The sequence below is a fragment of the Paraburkholderia caffeinilytica genome (genome assembly GCF_051027425.1).
GTDB classification, from domain to species: Bacteria; Pseudomonadota; Gammaproteobacteria; order Burkholderiales; family Burkholderiaceae; genus Paraburkholderia; species Paraburkholderia caffeinilytica_A.
Map to the genome: position 1 here is coordinate 3,325,235 of NZ_CP186553.1, position 18,436 is coordinate 3,343,670.

The window sequence follows — 18,436 nt, forward strand, 5'->3', positions numbered from 1 at the left end:
CGTGGCGGAAGTATCAAAGGTGTCTGTCACCCAATGCGCAACATGTGCGGATTCAGACGCGCCCTTACGTGCCCACGCCTGCGCGCACGCATTCGTCGCGAATGCCACGTCGGGGACGTGAAGGCGGCGCACTTAATCGCCCTCGGTGCCGGGCTGATCCGCAGGCGAATCTGCCACTCCCGCCGTGGCGCCGGAATCCGCACCCGCCTTCGCACGATCGAACCACCACTCCACCGGCACCCAACCCGTGGAACCGGGCAAGTTCTGCGGCAATGTCAGTGAAACCGGCGGGTAATGGGCGAGCGCATGCAGTTTCGGCACGAGATGAGTGCGCGACGCATTGCGGAACACCGCTTCCTGATCCGCCGGCAACGCCGCGCCCGCTTCGCGTTCGATCAACGCCGCCGCTGCCGAAGGCGTCAGCGTGAGAATCGTGCGCGGCAGACGCTGCGGTGCGAGCGTATCGGCGAGCGCCGGATAACGCTTGTCGAGCACGGCGAGCGTGTCGTCGACAAGACGCGAATCCGGGGAGAAAATCAGATAACCGTGCGCCAAAGCGAGCGTCACCGGGAAGTAGCGCTCCGCCGACAGTTGCGCGGCAAACGGCGCCTTGCTGGACACAGCGGTACCCGAGCGCGCACTGACCGGCCGTTGCCACACGGTGACGTCGGCGCCCTGATCGTGCTTCGTGACCGGCAAGCGAAGATAGCCCGAATCAGCGTCGCCGGATTTGGCGGCCTTCGCTTCGTACGCGCCGATCACGTCGCCAAAGGTCTTATCGAGTGCGGTCTTCAGCGCAGCGATGCTCGCCGTGTCTTGAGTCTTCAGGCGGGCGACGAAGACCGGCGCGACCAGCGTGGACTTCGCGTACCAACAGACGGCCGCGGGGCCGGCGAGCTGATCGCCGATCGCAGCGGCGCCATCCGCGCCCACAGCCGCAACTTTGCCCAACAGACCCGACGCCTCTTTCCAGTCGGCCGGCAAGCTCGCGCACGCCGCCGGATTGGCCGGCAATGCGCGCCACAAGTCGGCGCTATTCCACTCCTGAGGCAGCTTGCCCGGCTCGATCAGCGCGGAGGTCTGCCAGTTCGCCGCGGCATTGCCGTTGGTCGAAAAATCGAATCGCAGTGCGTCGATACCGGAGAAAAACGCCTGATAGCCAAACGACAGATAATTCGCCGACACCACCAGCCGGTGCCCCTTCGGCGCATCGCCAGGCGCGTCCAGGTGATAGGCGCGCGCTGCATCGTCGCCGCCTGACGAAAGCATCCCGGACACCGCATCGGCCCGCTCGCTCAGCAAGCTGCCTTTCGCGTCGAGCAGCACGCCGGGCGCGGACATCACGACAAGGCGGTCGTCTTTCGTCGCGAACAGAATCGTGCGGCCAACGGCCAGCTTCAGTGCATAGACGGGTACGTCGCCGGAGAGTTTGGCGACCTGGCTCAACTGCGAATCGCTGGCGGCGACGTTGCCGAAGCCCTGCAGCAGTTTCGCCAGACCGTTACGGTGCATCGACATCACCCAGTAGCCGAGGCGGCCGTCCGGCGAGCGCCATAGCAACACATGCGCGGGTTCGTCGAATACACGGCGAATCAATTCATCGCGCCAGTCCAGTTGATGTTCGAACGCGAGACGCCGGAGCGCGCCCTCTGCGGACAGCCGCGTGTCGTTCGATTCGTAATAGTCGACGAAGTCTTGAGTCAGCACGTCGTGCAACAGCGGTACGCGCAAAATGTCGCGCGGTAAACGCGAGAGCGCTTCGCTGTCGATCACCGCGTCCGGATGATGAATATCGAGCACGACTTCGGCGGTCTCGGCGGCTTTGCGATGCGCGAATGGACGCCATACCGCCTGAATGACCACGCCGGCCACGACCAGAAGACCGACTACCAGGATTGCAATCTTTTTGCGCGACATCTTCATCTGATTTTTTCTGGTTCGATGCGACGGTATTAACGTGGATGCCCGATGAATTAACTCATCGAAATCATTCGCCGAAGGCAGCGATGATAACCGATATTTTTAGCCCAAAACCAGTGACGCTCTCCATTTAACATTCAGCCATGTTTCAGGAGTTTGACGCAAATACAGAACGAGCGGGATTGAATTATTTGAAAGCGCTTCCATTCGAAGCGGCGGATTGAGATAAGCGGCAGGCGAAGGCGACTACGACATACAAGGATGGTGGCGCTTACGCCCCCTGCCGCCCCGAACACCGCGGAGGAGCGCCTGCGAACATAGTCCGGCCGTGCGTGGACTTACACTGCTTTACCGGATCGGGATCGTTATGCTAAATCTCCGCGATTTAGCGCCTGCATAAAAAACCCGGCTGCGCACTGAGTGCTCACCGGGTTATTTCAGGCATTGCCCTTACTGCTTTTCCGCCAATGCCACGTTAGCCGAGTTAGCCGTTATCGAAGAGGGCTAGCGCCTGCTTCATTCTCTGCACACCGGTTTCGATTTCAGCGACACCGGGCGCGGCAAATGACAAGCGCAGCGCCGCCAGATCGATATTGTCTTTATAGAACGCGACACCCGGCACGAACATGGCGTTGCGCTCGATACAGGCATGCAGATAATCGGACGCGTTTTGCCCGCCCTTCAATCGCGCCCACACGAACATGCCGCCGGCGGGACGATGAAACGCGATGGCGTCGCCCAGATGTTCATCGAGCGCGTCGCATAGCTCGCGGCACTTCACGGAGTAGGCATCGATTATCCGCGGCAGATGACGCTCCAACGCACCGCTCGCGAGGTATTCGGCGGCGATCGCCTGAGTCCACGGCGAACTGCACAGGTCGACCGTTTGCTTGGCGACCACGCAACGGCGCAAGATTTCCGCATGCGCGACCATCCAGCCGACCCGCAGACCCGGTGCGACGATCTTCGACAGACTCGAAAAATGCACAACCCAGTCGCGCGAGCCGGGCACCTGATCGCTCAACGCCAGCAGCGACGGCAACGCCGCTCCACTGAAGCGGAGGTCGCCATAGGGATCGTCTTCGACGATCAGAAAATGGTGGCGCGCCGCCAGCTTCAACAACGCCTTGCGGCGCTCGAGCGACAAGGTTGCACCAGTTGGATTCGCAAAGGTCGGGACGGTGTAGAGCAGCTTCGGCGGCCGCGCCAATGTGCCCGCTTCGAGCAACGCGGCCAGCGCGGCGACATCGAGCCCGTCGTGATCGACCGGCACGGTCACGACATCGGCCTCCTGCAGTTTCAGCGCCTGCAAGGTCGCCGGATAAGCGGGTTGCTCGACCAGCACCACGTCGCGGGGCGCGACCATCACGCGCAGCAGCAGATCGAAACCTTGCTGCGAACCGGTCGTGACGAGCAATGCCTGCGGCGTACACGGCGTACCGCGCCGTGTCATCAGATGCGCGAGTTGTTCCTTGAGAACGGGAAGGCCATCCGTTGGACCATATTGCAGACAGAGCGTAGTCTGCTGCGACGCACGCGCCGCGGCCGCGTCGAGACCTTCGCGGTCGAACAGATCGCTTGCCGGATAGCCGCCGGCAAACGAAATCATGCCGGGCTGCGCCAGATACTTGAAGAGCTCACGGATCGGCGAACCGGCCGGCGCTTCGAATGCGGGGTTGAACGTGAACATAGTGGCGGGCCGCTTATATCTTATCGATGGAAGATCGGCATCGATTGTGGCCATCGTTCGGATGGGCGGCAAACGATATCTATGCACGACATATTGCGTTTTCCGCATCACCTCCAGCGCACCGGCTAAACCACGTTCTTCTCCACGATCGGCCGGTTTTCGAGCACACGGGCGAAGCTCAGCGAACCGAGATCGAGCGTCGTATAGCGGCCATGCAGAATCAATTCGCTGATGCCGCGACCGGTTGCCGGGCCCTGTTGCAGACCATGCCCGCTAAACCCATTGGCAAAAATGCAGTTATCGACGTCGGGGTGATAGCCGATGATCGCGTTCTGATCGAGCACGTTGTATTCGTAATAACCTGACCAGCAATTCTGCACGCGCAGCGCTTCGAATTGCGGCACGCGGTGTGCGAGCGTCGGCCAGATCACGTCGTCGAATAGGGCGTGATCGACTTCGTCGAGCGGCAAGTCATCCGGATCGTTATCCGCTGACGGTGACGTCCCGCAGATGAACGATGCACCCTCGGGCCGGAAATACACGCCACTCGGATCGATCAGCAAAGGACAATGTTCGAGCCGCGCGGGCGACGTGACGTTGAAGATACTTCTGCGCCGTGCGAACACCGGAAGATCGATGTCGGCCATCTGTGCGACTTTGCGCGACCAGGCGCCGGCAGCGTTCACGACGAAATCGCAGGCGTGGACCTCGCCATTCGCAGTTTGAACTTGCGTGACGTGTTTGCCTTCGCGATGCAGTGCGGTGACGTCGGCGGCAACATAGCGCGCGCCAAGCGCCTGCGCTTTTTTTCGCAGCGCCTGCACTAAACCATAACCGTCGAACCAGCCCTCACCACTTTCGCCATAAGCACCGGCAACGAGGTCTTCCGTATTGAGCCAGGGAAAGCGCGCTTGCAACGCACCCTTGTCGAGCAAACTGATGTCGGCGCCGAGACGCTTTTGCAGTGCGTGATTTTCACGCAGCGTCGTCTCGCCGGCAGGCGTGGCAAGAAAAAGATAACCGCCTTCGTGTAGATCGATCGACGGTTTCGCGCCGTCGATATCGAGCCGCTCGCCGATCGAGCGCAGAAACTCGATGCCGAATAGCGACATCTGAATGGAAAGCGGCGTAGAAAACTGCTGGCGAATGGATGCCGCCGACAATGCCGACGACGAACGCGCATAAGTCGGGTCACGCTCGATCACCGTGACGCTAACCGACGGATCATTAAGCCGCAGAAAATACGCAATCGAGCTGCCGATCACCCCACCGCCGACGATCACGACCTTGGAACTCACGTCTTACTCCACGAGTAGCGTGGCCGCTCTGAAACGGCGGGCGGCGCAAACGGATTGCTGAAAGAGGTTGTGAACAGCGGCGCACGAATGCGCCGCTGCGTTCTGCTTAATGCTCTACCGCCTGATTGTTTTTTGCTGTGTGGCTACTGACCGGATCAGCCGATATTGAAGTCGACGCCCTGCGCGAGCGGCAACGCCGACGAATAATTGACCGTGTTGGTCGCGCGGCGCATATAGGCCTTCCACGCATCCGAACCCGACTCACGACCACCGCCGGTTTCCTTCTCGCCGCCGAACGCGCCGCCGATTTCCGCGCCGCTCGGGCCAATGTTCACATTAGCGATACCGCAGTCGCTGCCCGAGTCGGACAGGAAGCGTTCGGCTTCGCGCAGGTCAGTCGTGAATACGCACGACGACAAACCATGCACCGCCGCATTGTTCGCTTCAACTGCATCCGCGAAATCCGAATAGCGCAGCACATACAGAATCGGGGCGAACGTTTCCTTCAGCACCACCGCCGTTTGCGACGGCATTTCGACGATGGCCGGGCGCACGTAGTAACCGCCTTCATAACCCCTTACCTCGACGCGCTCGCCACCGAACACCTTGCCGCCTTCCGCCGTGGCCTGCTGCAACGCTTCCTGCATGCGAGCATACGACTGCTTGTCGATCAGCGGCCCCATCAGCGTGCCCTTTTCGAGCGGATTGCCGATCGGCACCTTGCTGTACAACTGCTTCAGACGTTCGATGGTTTTGTCGTACACGCTCTCGTGCACGAACAGACGCCGCAGCGAAGTACAACGTTGCCCCGCCGTACCCACCGCCGAGAACAGGATGCCGCGCATCGCGAGTTCATGATCCGCGGTTTGCGCGACGATACCCGCATTGTTGCCGCCGAGTTCGAGCAGCGAGCGACCGAAACGCTTCGCTACTTCTACGCCGACCGTGCGGCCCATTTCCGTGCTGCCCGTCGCACTGACGATCGACGCACGCGGGTCGGCCACCAGCTTCGCACCGACATCGCGGCCACCGTTGATCAGCGCGGTCAGGCCGGCCGGCGCATCGCCGAATTCCTCCAGGGCCTCGCTGAGAATCTGATTGACGGCGAGCGCGGTCAACGGCGTCTTTTCCGACGGCTTCCAGATCACCGCGTTGCCGCACACCAGCGCCAGCGCCGCATTCCACGACCATACCGCCGCCGGGAAGTTGAATGCCGAGATCACGACGCACGTACCCATGGGGTGCCATGTTTCAGCCATACGATGGCCCGGGCGTTCCGACGCGATCGTCAGGCCGTACAACTGGCGCGACAGACCGACCGCGAAATCGCAGATGTCGATCATTTCCTGCACTTCGCCCATGCCTTCCTGCAGGATCTTGCCGGTTTCGAGCGTGATGATGCTGCCGAGCGCCTGCTTCTTTTCACGCAGACGATTGCCGAGCAGGCGCACCAGTTCGCCGCGGCGGGGCGCCGGGACGTTGCGCCAGGCGGTGTACGCCTCTTTCGCATTGGCGAGGGCCACGTCGACTTCCGCCACCGTGTTGCTGGCCACACGGCCGATGAGTTCGCCGGTGATCGGCGAATGAACCGCGATATCGCCGGCTTGCGCCGCGTGGGCGATGCCGAGGTCGGCGAGGATGGTGGAAGCGTCCATGAGAATCCCTTTAATTTCCGATACGAAACAAGAGTAAGTTAGGAAACTATACACGCGGGATTTTATGGCGGCAAGGGTATTTGGCTGGGGCGGCGTGTCTGAATGCTCAGCCGGGCTTGCTGTGCCTGGCATAAGCGCCGAAATGCTCCGGCCCCGATGGCTGCCGCGCACGCGCCAGTCGGTCAGACGGCGGTGTATCGTCGTCCGTCTATCCGTTTCTTATTGGAAATACCGGCCCGACTCAAAAGCACCGCGACACATGCTTGACTCGTCCATGTGTAGTCTCGTTTGGGCGGTCAATAACCACCCAAAGCGAAAAAATGAAATCGAAATGCACGACGATGGCCACGGAGGAAGCGCCGACGAGCATGCGACGTTCACGCCTCGGCATCCCACTGCACCAGCAGTTCCAGCGGGATTGCCTGCACCGCCTCGGCGTAGCGCTTGCCGACGAACTGCTCCGCGCGCCGGAGCAAAACCGGGATCGGACTGCTCGGCTCATGGGTTTCGAACCAGTGCCGCGCCTCGCGTATCGCGTCCAGCGCGGCCTGCCGGTCGGTGACATGCGAGCCGGTTCTCCGCATGGGTTGAACCGGCTCGGCAATGTCCGGCATCGTCGCAGCTTGTGCCGCGGTTATGTCGTCGAATGGCACATCCACTGCACCGAACCGCGCCTCACAGGCGGTTTCGTCGTCCGGAATGGCGTCGTGCGCAGCGTCACTTTCAATTGGCCGCGCGAATAGCCGCAGCAATCTACCCAGCGCGGACAGGTCCGGCGCAAATGAATGCAGATGCAATGCCGCCCATGCCTCGATGCCCTCGAAACTTGCCAGCGCCTGATCGAATTCCCTCAACACTGTAGGACTCTGTGCCCGCAGGTCGTCCAGTTGCTGCCGCACCGAATCCTGCGACAGCGCATCGGCGAGGCGTGGCCTGGCAAACGCGCGTTCCACGTCCCGCACCTGCAAGCGCGTTGCGGTCGATTTCACGAGGCATATTTCGCGCAGATCCGACAGCAGACCATCGGCGTCGGTCAATGCCTGGAGAGCGTTCGAGCGTATCTCCAACGCCGCATCGCAATCCGTGTCCACTACGAGTTGTGGATGGATCGCGTCGGGGTACAGGTCGAGCCAGCGCCTCAGCAAAGACATGCCCTCCGCAAAACCCGCGCAGCCAGTCAATCGTGTCCTGCTGCGCGCGAACAGTACCGCTAGCCGAATATCCTTGCTACGCAGCATCAGCCTGCGGCAATCGCGATCGATATCGCTCCAGTTGACCGGCTCCGGCGATCCGACAAAGTTGCCATACTGTGCGTCCGGTTGCGCGGCTGTCTTCGCGGACAGGACGACATACTCCGGGTCATATTCGAGGTCGCCGCCACAGGGTGCGTCCTCGGAAATGGGGCCTAGCCAGTCATGGATAACGACATCGAGGTTCCGTGCTTTCCCCGCGTTGTGTTTTTTCGCGTTCATTGAAGTATCTGCGATTTATTGCGCCACCAGCGCGTAGTGTTCGGGTTCGAAGCGCATTCCCGTAATCGGCTCTCCCGTACGCGAATGGCCGAGCCACCCCGACCAGCCGAGCCGTTCCGCACCCCCAATCACGGCCGGCGGTGCGCTCTGCGCTTCGATCCGCAGCTCGAGTTCCCAGGCGAATTCATAGCCGATGAAAGCCCTGACCCACTCCACCAGCAATGGAAGATCATTGCCCTGCGGAGTGAAGCGCAGGTATTCGTCGATATCGAGCGGCCCGACGACGATCCGAAACTTGTGCTGCCGGTCAGGAACCTGTTCGCCGAGCATCGCACCCTCGGACATCACCGAAGGCGCACCTGGCGCACCAAGCTTGCTGTGCTCGGCAGGGTCGACCTCGATCCAGTTCCAGACGTGTTCCTCAATTGCGACGGGGACGCCGAAGAACTGCGCAAGCGTGGCCCGAAGCCCATCGGGATTGCGTGCTTCGCGTATCAGATGGGCTGAAGCCGACATGCGTGCATGGGCTGGCAGCCGATTCCGGCCTATCTCATCCGTGTCCTGCCCAAACAGGCTTGCAACATAGAACGAGAACCGCTCGTCGTCTGGACGATCCAGGCCGGCTGCCGCCTGCGCGGACGACCAGGCACGGTAGAGCAGCGTCAGGTAGCGGTGGTGAAAAATGTCCAGAAAATCGACAAGCGTATTGTCGCGCCTGCTCTCCTGGCGATCCCGCGCGATTTCCGTGACATGGATGGGCAATGGTCCATTGGGGCCGAGCATGCCGAGACCAAACAGCTTCACCTTGAGACGGCCGTCGATCTCCCCTGCCTCGGCAATCTCACGAGGTGCAAAAGCCAGGCTCGGTTGCTGCCCCAGGCGAAAGGGTTCCACTTGCGGACGCCGCGCACACCCGATCGGTGGGATGCGCGAATTTGCTCCAAGGCGCCGCAGCAGACTCAGAAAACCATAACGCCACGGTTCGGCGCGCAGCCGCTCGATCAGCTCGGGTGAGAGCACGGCATCGCGCATCACGGCCGGGAACGGAGCGCGATCCATCAGGCAGCGCCTCGCGTACCCATGCGCACGTCCCAGCGCGCAACGTGCCCCCGCTGCATTGAGTGCAGTTGGGTTTGCGTAAAGACGTTGATCGAGACATGGCGCGCCAGAAAATGCTCGATAACCACACCGAACAGGTAAGGACTTGTGCCCGAGAACCCAGTTTCATCGACCGTCAACGAGCATTCAATACCACGCCCGAAAACAAGCGGACCGCCTCCGGGCAGACGCCGGGTCACCGGTCGTGTCTTCACCCCGACCAGACTCTCGATCTGCCGGCGCTGCGCTTCGTCGTCGCCCGTCAGGAACAGCCGCAGCATGTCTCGCAACCCCTGCCCACCGGCGCGATGATCGAGTTCCGCCAGGGGCAGATAGTTGAAATTCAATTGGCGAATCAACCGCCAGGCCATTTCGCGCTCGGCGTACGGTGCTTTCGGCGCGCTGGGCGCGCGGATCAGTCCGATGCCCTCGAGCGGAGCCGATTCCGATACGAAGAGATCCTGTTCGCCGTTGCGCGGCACGAGGTTCGGCAGATCGCGGTTGGTCAGCCAGGCGTCAACCGACAGATATCGAATCGCCTCGGCATACGGCGCTTCGTTCTGGTCGACCAGCGACACGAACGTTTCGGTACCCACGTACGGTGTACGCGTGCCGTAGCGGCGCGCGGAGTCGGACATCAGCCGGCGCTCGCGGCGAATCGAGAAGTAGCGCCCGTAGTTGCCTTCGTCATTGTTGAGCGTCTGATACAGGTGACGGAACCCGAACTGTTCCGACGTAGCGGCGACTTGGCCAGTCATGGACTCGACGGAAAACACTTCGTAGTCCAGCGGATGCAGTCGATCTGGAACCAGATGAAATTCCGTGTCGCGCTTTGTCAATTCGATACGGTCCGTACGTTGCCGGAACAGATTGATGACGGGTGTGCAAAAGAGTGCGAAGCGCGATGCGTCGACGAGATTCGCGAGCGCATCTGGCGCCCTGTCCAGCAGAACGACAATTTCGACTTCCTTGCCGGTAATACGCCGCAGACCGCTTTCGAGACCATTTAGCGAAAAGAAATAAAACCGGCTCGGGCATGCAAAATACTCGTGCAACAGGTTGTGTCCGTGAAAACTCGCCCAGGTTAGAGGCAGCAGCCCCTGATCCGGTTCAAGTCCTTCGTGGCTAACCGCATTCGACGTTACCGCGTGAGGTGCGCGGCCAATGTCGCCGGGCGTACCGGTCAGTGACGAAACGCTTGTCGTGTGCAACAGTTCAAACAGATGGGACGCAACCTGTTCGTCGCCAGCGAGATACACCGGCAACGTGTCGAGACCTTTCAGATCGGCGATGTTCGCATCGCTCGTCATACGCAAGCGCAAACGTAACGCACCGCGCACCTGGGTGTGGGCCGGCACGTAGCGATCAAGTGATGGCACGTCGGGCGGAATGCCCGTGAGCCGCGCATCGACGATCTCCAGCGGATAGAGCGTCACGTCCTGACCGCTGCGGAACTGGCAGGCGGTCTGCTCTCCATCCGGAACACGTGCGGTAAATGCGGAACCGCGCGGAACGCAAAAGCCTTCGATGAGTTTGCCTTCCTTGCGGCTTGGGAACAGTCGTGCAACAGCCATCGAAGGTGTCGGGGCAACGTAGTTCGGATACACGACTTCGAGCAACCGTTCAGTAAAGCGCGGAAACTCGGCGTCGAGTTTTATCTGCATGCGCGCGGACATGAAGCAGAACGATTCGATGATCCGTTCGACGTAAGGGTCGGCCACATCCCCTGTCTGCATGCCCAGCCTCCGGGCAATCTTGGGATGGGCTTGCGCGAATTCGCCCGCCATCTCGCGCATGTAGATCAGTTCCTGGTTGTAGTAGTCGAGCAGTCGCGGGTCCATGATGGTGGTTTCGTTCTGGTTGGTTTGTTGTTAGGACGACGTGTGACGACGACACCTAGCTCACGCGTACGCTGGCGACATTCATACGACTGGTTTCCAGGTCGAGCGAGCTTTGCACCATGAACGCCAGGGGATACGGGTCCATGTGAATCATCCCGCGTACTTCGAACATCAACACGTTGTAGATGTTTTCGGCATCTTCCTTAACGAGCGGCAACACAACAAGCGTGCCCGGGATCAGGCGGGGTTCGAATTCGCGGATCGCGCGGCGGATCATCTGTTCGATGTCGGCCCATTTACGCGCGGCGAGCCAGGCGCCGGACAGCGGCGGCACACCGAAATTGATCGTCGAAGCGGCCGCCTCGGGATAGCGCACGCGATCGAGCTGGTCCTCGATGCTGGTCGTGTTGAGCAGGAAGGCGAGATCGCGCTGCAAAATGTCGCGCATTTGTCCGCGAGTCACAGCGTAGTCGTCGGGGGTTTCGGCTTGCCGTTGCGGCGCGTCGTCGCGCAGACGGTCGAGCAAGGTCGGCAGCAGACGCGTGTTGGCGCGGCGTGGCGCGGTGATTGACTCGCCCGTGAGCGCACGACGATTGTTCTTAGGCGCCGGCACGCGTTGGCGCTACTGGTGTTTGCATGGCTTGCCAGCGGAGTGTGGGTAAGCCTCGGACACAACCGCGCCTATCTTGACGCAGTCGCTCGTAAGACTCAGGCCCTTTCGGCGAAGGTTACTTCGCTCTACAAGACCCCAAAACCCGAAGCCGTGCCCGACACGCTCACCGATGCCCGTTATCTCGCGACGTATCCGGGACTTGATCTGTCAGCACCGGACGGCGCGTATCGCTACGGTCTTTTTACAGGCACGCAAGTGATGACCGAGAGCCATCACATCTATGACGCGCTTGAAGACAATCTGCTGCTGCCGCAGATCGTGCGCCGCATGGAAACGGTTCTGTCGGAAGCCATTGCCGGCAAAGACGCCAACACGGCCTATCGAACCTTGCGCGCGTATCTGATGTTGCAGGACAAGGCCAAATACAACGCCGACGACGTCAAGGCATGGGTGCTGTCAGACTGGGCCCGAACGGACAGCGCATCGGTATTCGGCGGACGTGCTTCGATGGTCGAACACGTCACGCAGCTCTTCTCCGGGGAGCGCATCGTGCAATCGCCCTTCGTCAGGAACGACACGTTGATCCAGCAGGCTCGCGCGTTTCTCGACACAAACAATGCGACCCAACGTCTCTATGAACGGGCGAAAGCGGCCATGCAGAAAGAAGCCCCCGAGGAGTTCACGCTGCTGCGTGCGGTCGGCCCGCAGGCGGGTACCGTCTTTACGCGAGCTAATGGCGAGCCGCTTGCGCGCGGCATTCCGGGTCTGTTTACCTATGATGGTTATCGAAACCTGTTCGACAAACGTCTGCCGGAATTCGTCCAGTTGGCGCGCGACGACGATGCATGGGTGATGGGCCACAGCTTACTTGGCGATGCTCAAAAAAAAACGTCTGAAATTGCGAGCGGTGCCGGCATAGGTGACGATCCGCTTACCGAAGAAATCCGTCGTCAATATTTAACGGAATACGCACAACGCTGGGACACATTCCTATCGACTATCCGCACCGTGACGGGGACGAGTCTCGCGTTTAACCTCCAGATATTGCGCAGCTTCGCAGCGCCTGATTCGCCGCTCTCAAGGCTTGCACGCGCAGCAGTCAGGGAGACGACGCTAACCCGCACGCCCGCTGGCGACGAGAAGTCGTTTTTGCAGAAGGCCACAGGGCAACTGGGACAGAAGACCGATCAGACGTTGGGCATCCGCGCCGAGGAGCGTCTGGAACGCGAGATGGTCGACGATCGCTTTGCGGCGTTGCGCGAAGTGGTGACAGGTAGCGGCGAAGTGCAAACGTCGGCGCAGACAGGTGCTCAACCCACCACGCAGAGCGCGCCGCCGCAACTCGACGGCCTCACGAGTCAGTTGAACAACTACTACACGGTATTGACGGTCGCCGACAATGCGCTGACGAACAACAGCATGCCGCCCGCCAGCGACGCCGCGGTGAAACTCAAGTTGACGGCGGACACGTTGCCCGCCCCGTTTCGGGACGTCATACGGGATCTGGCCATCCAGGGTTCGCGGGAAGTGAATCAGGGCATTGGTCAACTGCTGTCGCGTCAGATGATCGCGACCATTGGCGATGCATGCCGGGTGACAGTCGACGGCAACTATCCGTTTGCGTCCGAAAGCAAACAGGACGTGAACACCGATGACTTCACGCGCGTATTCGCGCAGGGCGGCGTAATCGACGACTTCTTTGCAAAGACGCTGGCGCCGTTCGTCGATACGTCGGCGAAACCGTGGCGCTATAAAACGCTTCCGGGCGCAACCGAGCCGGTGCAAGGGCCGAGTCTGGCGCCATTCGAACGAGCGAAAGCCATCCGCGACGTGTTCTTCACCGACCCAGGGCAGAAAAAGCTCGCGTGGAAGGCCGACATCACCATCCCTGAACTCGATCCGACGATCACCGGGCTCGTGCTCGATATCGACGGTCAGAGCGAGCAATACCAGCACGGCCCCGTCCGGCCGTTTTCCATCACGTGGCCCGGACCGCGCGGCGGCGCACATGCGGAAATCTCAGCGAACCCGCGCGTTCGTTCGAATACCTCAGCGATCGCAACCGACGGCCCCTGGGCGCTGCTGCGTCTGCTAGGTAAAGGGACGCTAATTAATACGGCGACCCGTGGCCGCACGCGCGTTGAATTCGATTTCGACGGACGCAAGGTCGTGCTCGATATTGCGAGCGCGGGCAGCGTCGCCAATCCGCTGACGGGCGATGTTCTGCGGGGATTTCAATGTCCCAGTTCGATGGCCATGTTCAATTTGCCGGATAGCGGAGCGCCGGTGGGATTGCCGCCAGGGTTGCCTTCGACACACGCGGGAGATTGAAGTAGGACCGGCAGCCGCGCGGCACGACATACGGCCAATCATGCCTCGCGCGCAACCAACACCGACCACCGCGCATCTCAGGCAAGCGCTGCCGTACCGCGCATGGTCAGATACCCCTCGTGGTCTTTAGCCCACAGATCGACGGTCTTCCCGTCGGCAGAAGGTTTACCGCATACCGTGAAAGGCTGGCCGGCAAAAGTCGGCCGCACCGCCTTGTACGCGAAGCTTTGCAGCGTCGCGCCCGGCTGCTCACGGCGCACCAGATCGACCAGCAGCGTCGCGATTAGCGGGCCGTGCACGATCAGACCAGGATAGCCCTCCACTCCGGTCACGTACGGGTAGTCGTAGTGGATGCGATGACTATTGAAGGTCAGCGCGGAATAACGGAACAACATCACAGCATCCGCATCGACAGTGCGGCTCCACGTCTCGCCCTCAGGCGCAGGCGCCGCTTGCGGCGGACGGGCGCCCTCCTGCGACGCATCGCGGTAAACAATGTCGTGCTCTTCCTCGATCTTCAGCTCCCCGCCGGCTTCGATCGCATGCTGCACCGTCACGAACACGAGACGGCCCGAGCGGCCGGTCTTGTCCTCGATATTGGCAATGGTCGACGTACGTTTCGCACGCTCGCCGACTTTGAGCGGCGCGTGGAACGTCAGGCGGCCGCCGGCCCACATGCGGCGCGGCAGCGGTACCGGCGGCAGAAATTCGCCGCGCTTCGGATGCCCGTCCAGACCGGCATCGGACAGCGGCCCAATCGGCAGAAAGTACAGCCAGTGCCAGAGCGGTGGCACCGCATCGCCGCTTTCCTCCCGGTCCAGAGTGGCCGCCATGGCTGCCAGCGGAAAAGCGGTGATGTCGTCGTCGACTACCTCCTCTTTGTCGAGCCAGTCGTCGAGTTTCTCTGGGGAGTCAGACATGGGCAAAAATCTCCGGATGCGCTTATGGGGCTGAACTGGGTCCTACGATGAACCTCGCCGCGGGTTTTGCGAGGTTTGCATGTTCGAATCAGGTTGTTTCTCTTGCATCAGACGCCTCGGGCATCCGCGCGGCGGATACGAGTGGCGCAGCCATAACAATACGGGAATTGGAGAGCAAGAGTCGGAGTGCGTGGCCTTCGACGCGTGCGTACACTCCGTCATCGCTCGATAAATCGCCCTACGGAGAATGCTCATGAATACGGTCGCGAAGAATAGGCACTCGCACTCGACGGCGTTGGAACTGGAGCTCGGATTCGCGCCCGAACCGAAACATGCCGAGGTATCGGAGGCGGACTCCGGCACCGTCATCGGCCCGCTTGCGCGACGTGTCGACGCAATCGACTGGTTCGACGCCGAAGAAGAACTGAACAGCTACGGCTGCGCGATGCTGCCCAACCTGCTCAGTGCGCAGGAATGCGACGCGCTGACCGCGCTCTATCCGCGTGAAGACCTGTATCGCAGCCGTGTCGTGATGGCCCGGCATGGTTTCGGTCGTGGTGAATACAAGTACTTTGCGTACCCGCTGCCGCAAACGGTCGCGGATTTGCGCACGGCGCTTTATCCGCGCCTTGCGCCGGTCGCGAATCGCTGGAATGAAGCGATGAATATCGATGTGCGCTATCCGGCCGTGCACGCCGACTTTGTCGAGCGCTGTCACGCCGCCGGTCAGTTGCGCCCGACGCCCTTGATTCTTCAATACGCCACGGACGACTACAACTGCCTCCATCAGGACCTATACGGCGAGCACGTGTTCCCGCTTCAGGTCGCGATTCTGCTGTCCGAGCCGGGCGAGGATTTCACGGGCGGCGAGTTCGTCATGACGGAGCAGCGTCCGCGGATGCAGTCGCGCACGGAAGTCGTGCCGCTCGGCAAGGGCGACGCGGTGGTGTTTGCGGTTCATCATCGGCCGGTGCAAGGTACGCGCGGCGTGTACCGCGTGAATCTGCGACACGGCGTGAGCCGTCTGCGTTCAGGCCACCGGCACACGCTCGGCGTGATTTTCCACGACGCGGCCTGATTGAGTACTTGATTGAGTTCGACACGGCGCCACTCGGTCTCGATGAACGCGCCGCCGAGCCACGGAGCGATCCGCTGGGCTGGCGTCGTCCTTACCGGCGCAGCGCTTCTGCTCGCCGGGCATCGACGCCCCGTCCGCGCCGCTGCTGCGCCGCCGCAAAAATTCGACAACGGTAATTTTGAACCGGTATCATCCGGGAAAACCCGAACCCGCTGGATGCGCTGCGCCACCCTTTGCAGCGCGCCCGGCATGACGGTTCGAGTGTTATCGCCCGTCGTCGGACGGGGCTTTCAACCGGTGATCCCGGTATGGCGGCCTCATTCGACGATACGAAGCTGGCGGGCTCGCATGCCCGCTCTGTCGCAATCGGCCAAAAGCCGGTGGCGGCCATTTAGCCTGGATATCATCGATCATGATTGCTGCCGCGTTTTCGCGCGTCGCCGACCGCCTGCTGGTTACGGATCCGGGACTCGTGCGTCTCCATACCGCGCTGCGTGTCGCGCTTGCCTGCCTGCTAACCGGCATTGCCAGCGTCACGTGGACCGTCTTGCATCACCAACCGATTACCCTCGCCGCGCCCGGCATCCTCTTTGCGATGGTGGCGCCCCTGTTCGTGCGCGATGCGCGGCGGCCGGCCTGGTTCGGCACACTGTTCTGTCTTTATCTCTACGCCTGTGCATGCTTCGCCGCAGCGGGCGTGCTGAGCCGTTATCCGCTCGCCGGCGACGCGGGTTTTCTGATCGTGATGTTCGTCGGCATGCTGGTCCAGGCGTGCGGTCCGCGCGCGCTGGGTTGCGCCATGCTGGGCGTAGTGTGTTTCTATCTTGGGCTGTATCTGCATCCCTCGTCCTTGCACATTGTGCAATCGCTGTTGCTGTCCGCTTTTGGCCCGCTGATAGTCGCGCTGGTCGGCCGTGTGATCGTGCCGATGCGGGCCACTGCCAGTTTCCGGCTCGCCATTCACACGGTGACGCTGCGCGCATCGCGTGTACTGGCCGCACCGGGTGCAGCGCATCTTTCAGCGTTGAACGAAGCGGCGCTCTCGCTCGAAGAACAACTGGCGTTGCTGAATCCGCCCGATGCCGAGACGATTCGCGAGCGAATTGTCGAAGTGGAAGTCGCGGCTGGGCAGCACGCGTTTGCTTCCGCGCCGGCACATAGCGGCGCGCAGGCAAGTGCCGACGTGCTGCGTCACGCGATTGCGCGGCTCAAAGGGATCGCGCATCGGGACCATGAACGACGCGCGTCTCCTTTGACGCCTGACGGTGCAGGCGCCATATCCGTGGCGCAACGGTTTGCCGATTGGCGCGCAAAGCTCTGCTGGCTGCCCGCCACACGCGCCACAACTGCAGCTTTTCTCGCGATGCTGATCGGCCACTCGCTGTCTCCGGAGCGCTGGTTCTGGGCGGTCATCACGACGTTCGTGGTGTTTCTCGGTACGCGCTCCCGTGCTGACACGGTTTATCGCGGCGCGCAGCGCCTGGTGGGAACGCTGGCAGGCGCGCTCGTCAGCGTGTTGCTGGTCGCGCCGCTACACGACTCGCCCGTGCTGCTCGTGGCTGCGATGGTGCTGTGCGTGTTCGGCTGGGCTTACTACATCCTGAGTGCGTACGCGCCGGGCGTGTTCTTCATCACCGTGCTCGTCGGGCTCGTGTATGGCGAGCTGGGTTTCGCGATGGGACCGTTGGTCGAATTGCGGATCGAGGAAGTGCTGATCGGTTGTCTCGTGTCGTTTGCCGTGGCGATGTTGATGATGCCGCTTGCGGCGACCCGGCATGTCGAAACGAGGCTTGGAGCTGTGCTTGGCGCACTGCGCGAGGTCGTACGGCTTGCGGGCTCCGCCGCTCAAACGTCCGGGACGGCGCCGGCCATGCGCAAGCTCGATCGCACCTGGCATGATCTGCGGATCGCGCTGAAACCGCTGCAGACGCAGCGCGTAGTGGTGTGGAATCCCGGCGTCGAGCTTGCCACCGGTTCGCTGCTATGTTGTTTGCACTGGGCGCGGGTGTTGAGCGATCCTTCGCGGCACGGCGCGTCGTCGGAAGATGCAGCGCGCAATGCGGTGGATGCCGGCGCGGCGCATCTGGAATCGATTGTGGCGCGACTGGATTCGTTGATCGCGCGGTATAGCAGTGGCGCAGCGGGTTCCGCACGTGGCGAGTTGGATGAGCGTGTGCCGGTGACTGCCGCCGTCGATGTCGATCCGGCAAAAGCAACGGCACTGGCTCAGCTAGATGGCGCCGTCGCACAGTTGTTCGATCGGTTGACGCAGCCGGCTGCCGAAACGCGGCAGATGTTCAATTGGGCCCTCCGGGGGAAAAGCGCTTAGGCGGCGATCTCGAACCACGCGCCATGCGTGCGATTGCGGCCACGGAACTTGTCCACAGAAAATGTTCATAGGGTTGTTGATAACAACGGGGCTACGCACCTAAGTGCTTGACGCAAATCGGTTTGTTGCTTGCGGCGCGAGGGGATGCAGCGGTGAACGACGATGCGGGTCGCGAGGACGGGTGTCGTGCG

General features: G+C 61.6%; 11 protein-coding genes and 1 pseudogene. 3 read left to right on the forward strand and 9 right to left on the reverse strand.

The window, feature by feature from the left end:
- Positions 1-132 precede the first annotated feature (132 nt).
- From ACOSV0_RS35260 to tssE, 8 genes are all read right to left on the reverse strand, one after another.
- A complete protein-coding gene (locus ACOSV0_RS35260; RefSeq protein ID WP_434112512.1) occupies positions 133-1,923 on the reverse strand; it encodes a DUF2138 domain-containing protein in 1,791 nt (596 codons plus the stop codon).
- 481 nt (positions 1,924-2,404) lie between these two features.
- Positions 2,405-3,610 carry a PLP-dependent aminotransferase family protein gene (locus ACOSV0_RS35265; protein ID WP_434112514.1) on the reverse strand — a complete coding sequence of 402 codons (1,206 nt, stop codon included), beginning with the start codon at positions 3,608-3,610 and terminating at the stop codon, positions 2,405-2,407.
- 125 nt (positions 3,611-3,735) lie between these two features.
- On the reverse strand, positions 3,736-4,908 hold the full coding sequence (locus ACOSV0_RS35270) for an NAD(P)/FAD-dependent oxidoreductase (RefSeq protein WP_434112516.1): 1,173 nt from the start codon (positions 4,906-4,908) through the stop codon (positions 3,736-3,738).
- Between the two features lie 155 nt (positions 4,909-5,063).
- Positions 5,064-6,563, reverse strand: a complete 1,500-nt coding sequence (gene amaB / locus ACOSV0_RS35275; RefSeq protein WP_434112518.1) for an L-piperidine-6-carboxylate dehydrogenase — start codon at positions 6,561-6,563, stop codon at positions 5,064-5,066.
- Between the two features lie 377 nt (positions 6,564-6,940).
- A complete protein-coding gene (locus tag ACOSV0_RS35280; protein ID WP_434112520.1) occupies positions 6,941-8,035 on the reverse strand; it encodes an ImpA family type VI secretion system protein in 1,095 nt (364 codons plus the stop codon).
- A 15-nt stretch (positions 8,036-8,050) separates the two neighbouring features.
- The gene (tssG, locus tag ACOSV0_RS35285; protein WP_434112522.1) at positions 8,051-9,094 is read right to left on the reverse strand and encodes a type VI secretion system baseplate subunit TssG; all 1,044 of its coding nucleotides are present in this window, start codon (positions 9,092-9,094) and stop codon (positions 8,051-8,053) included.
- Positions 9,094-10,974: a type VI secretion system baseplate subunit TssF gene (gene tssF / locus ACOSV0_RS35290; protein WP_434112524.1), complete on the reverse strand. Its 1,881-nt coding sequence runs from the start codon at positions 10,972-10,974 to the stop codon at positions 9,094-9,096. The genes tssG and tssF overlap by 1 nt, the downstream gene beginning before the upstream one ends.
- 55 nt (positions 10,975-11,029) lie before the next feature.
- Positions 11,030-11,587 (reverse strand): type VI secretion system baseplate subunit TssE, encoded by a 558-nt coding sequence (gene tssE / locus ACOSV0_RS35295; protein ID WP_434112526.1) that lies wholly within the window; start codon positions 11,585-11,587, stop codon positions 11,030-11,032.
- Here tssE and tssM point away from each other — a divergent pair.
- Positions 11,585-13,918 (forward strand): annotated as a pseudogene (tssM, locus tag ACOSV0_RS35300) (type VI secretion system membrane subunit TssM); the annotation flags it as partial. The gene tssE and the pseudogene tssM overlap by 3 nt on opposite strands.
- 77 nt (positions 13,919-13,995) lie before the next feature.
- Here tssM and ACOSV0_RS35305 read toward each other — a convergent pair.
- The gene (locus tag ACOSV0_RS35305) at positions 13,996-14,838 is read right to left on the reverse strand and encodes an FAS1-like dehydratase domain-containing protein (RefSeq protein ID WP_434112528.1); all 843 of its coding nucleotides are present in this window, start codon (positions 14,836-14,838) and stop codon (positions 13,996-13,998) included.
- A gap of 253 nt (positions 14,839-15,091) precedes the next feature.
- Here ACOSV0_RS35305 and ACOSV0_RS35310 point away from each other — a divergent pair, with 253 nt between their 5' ends.
- A complete protein-coding gene (locus ACOSV0_RS35310; protein WP_434112530.1) occupies positions 15,092-15,916 on the forward strand; it encodes a 2OG-Fe(II) oxygenase in 825 nt (274 codons plus the stop codon).
- Between the two features lie 412 nt (positions 15,917-16,328).
- Positions 16,329-18,245, forward strand: a complete 1,917-nt coding sequence (locus tag ACOSV0_RS35315) for an FUSC family protein (RefSeq protein ID WP_434112532.1) — start codon at positions 16,329-16,331, stop codon at positions 18,243-18,245.
- Positions 18,246-18,436: the final 191 nt, after the last annotated feature.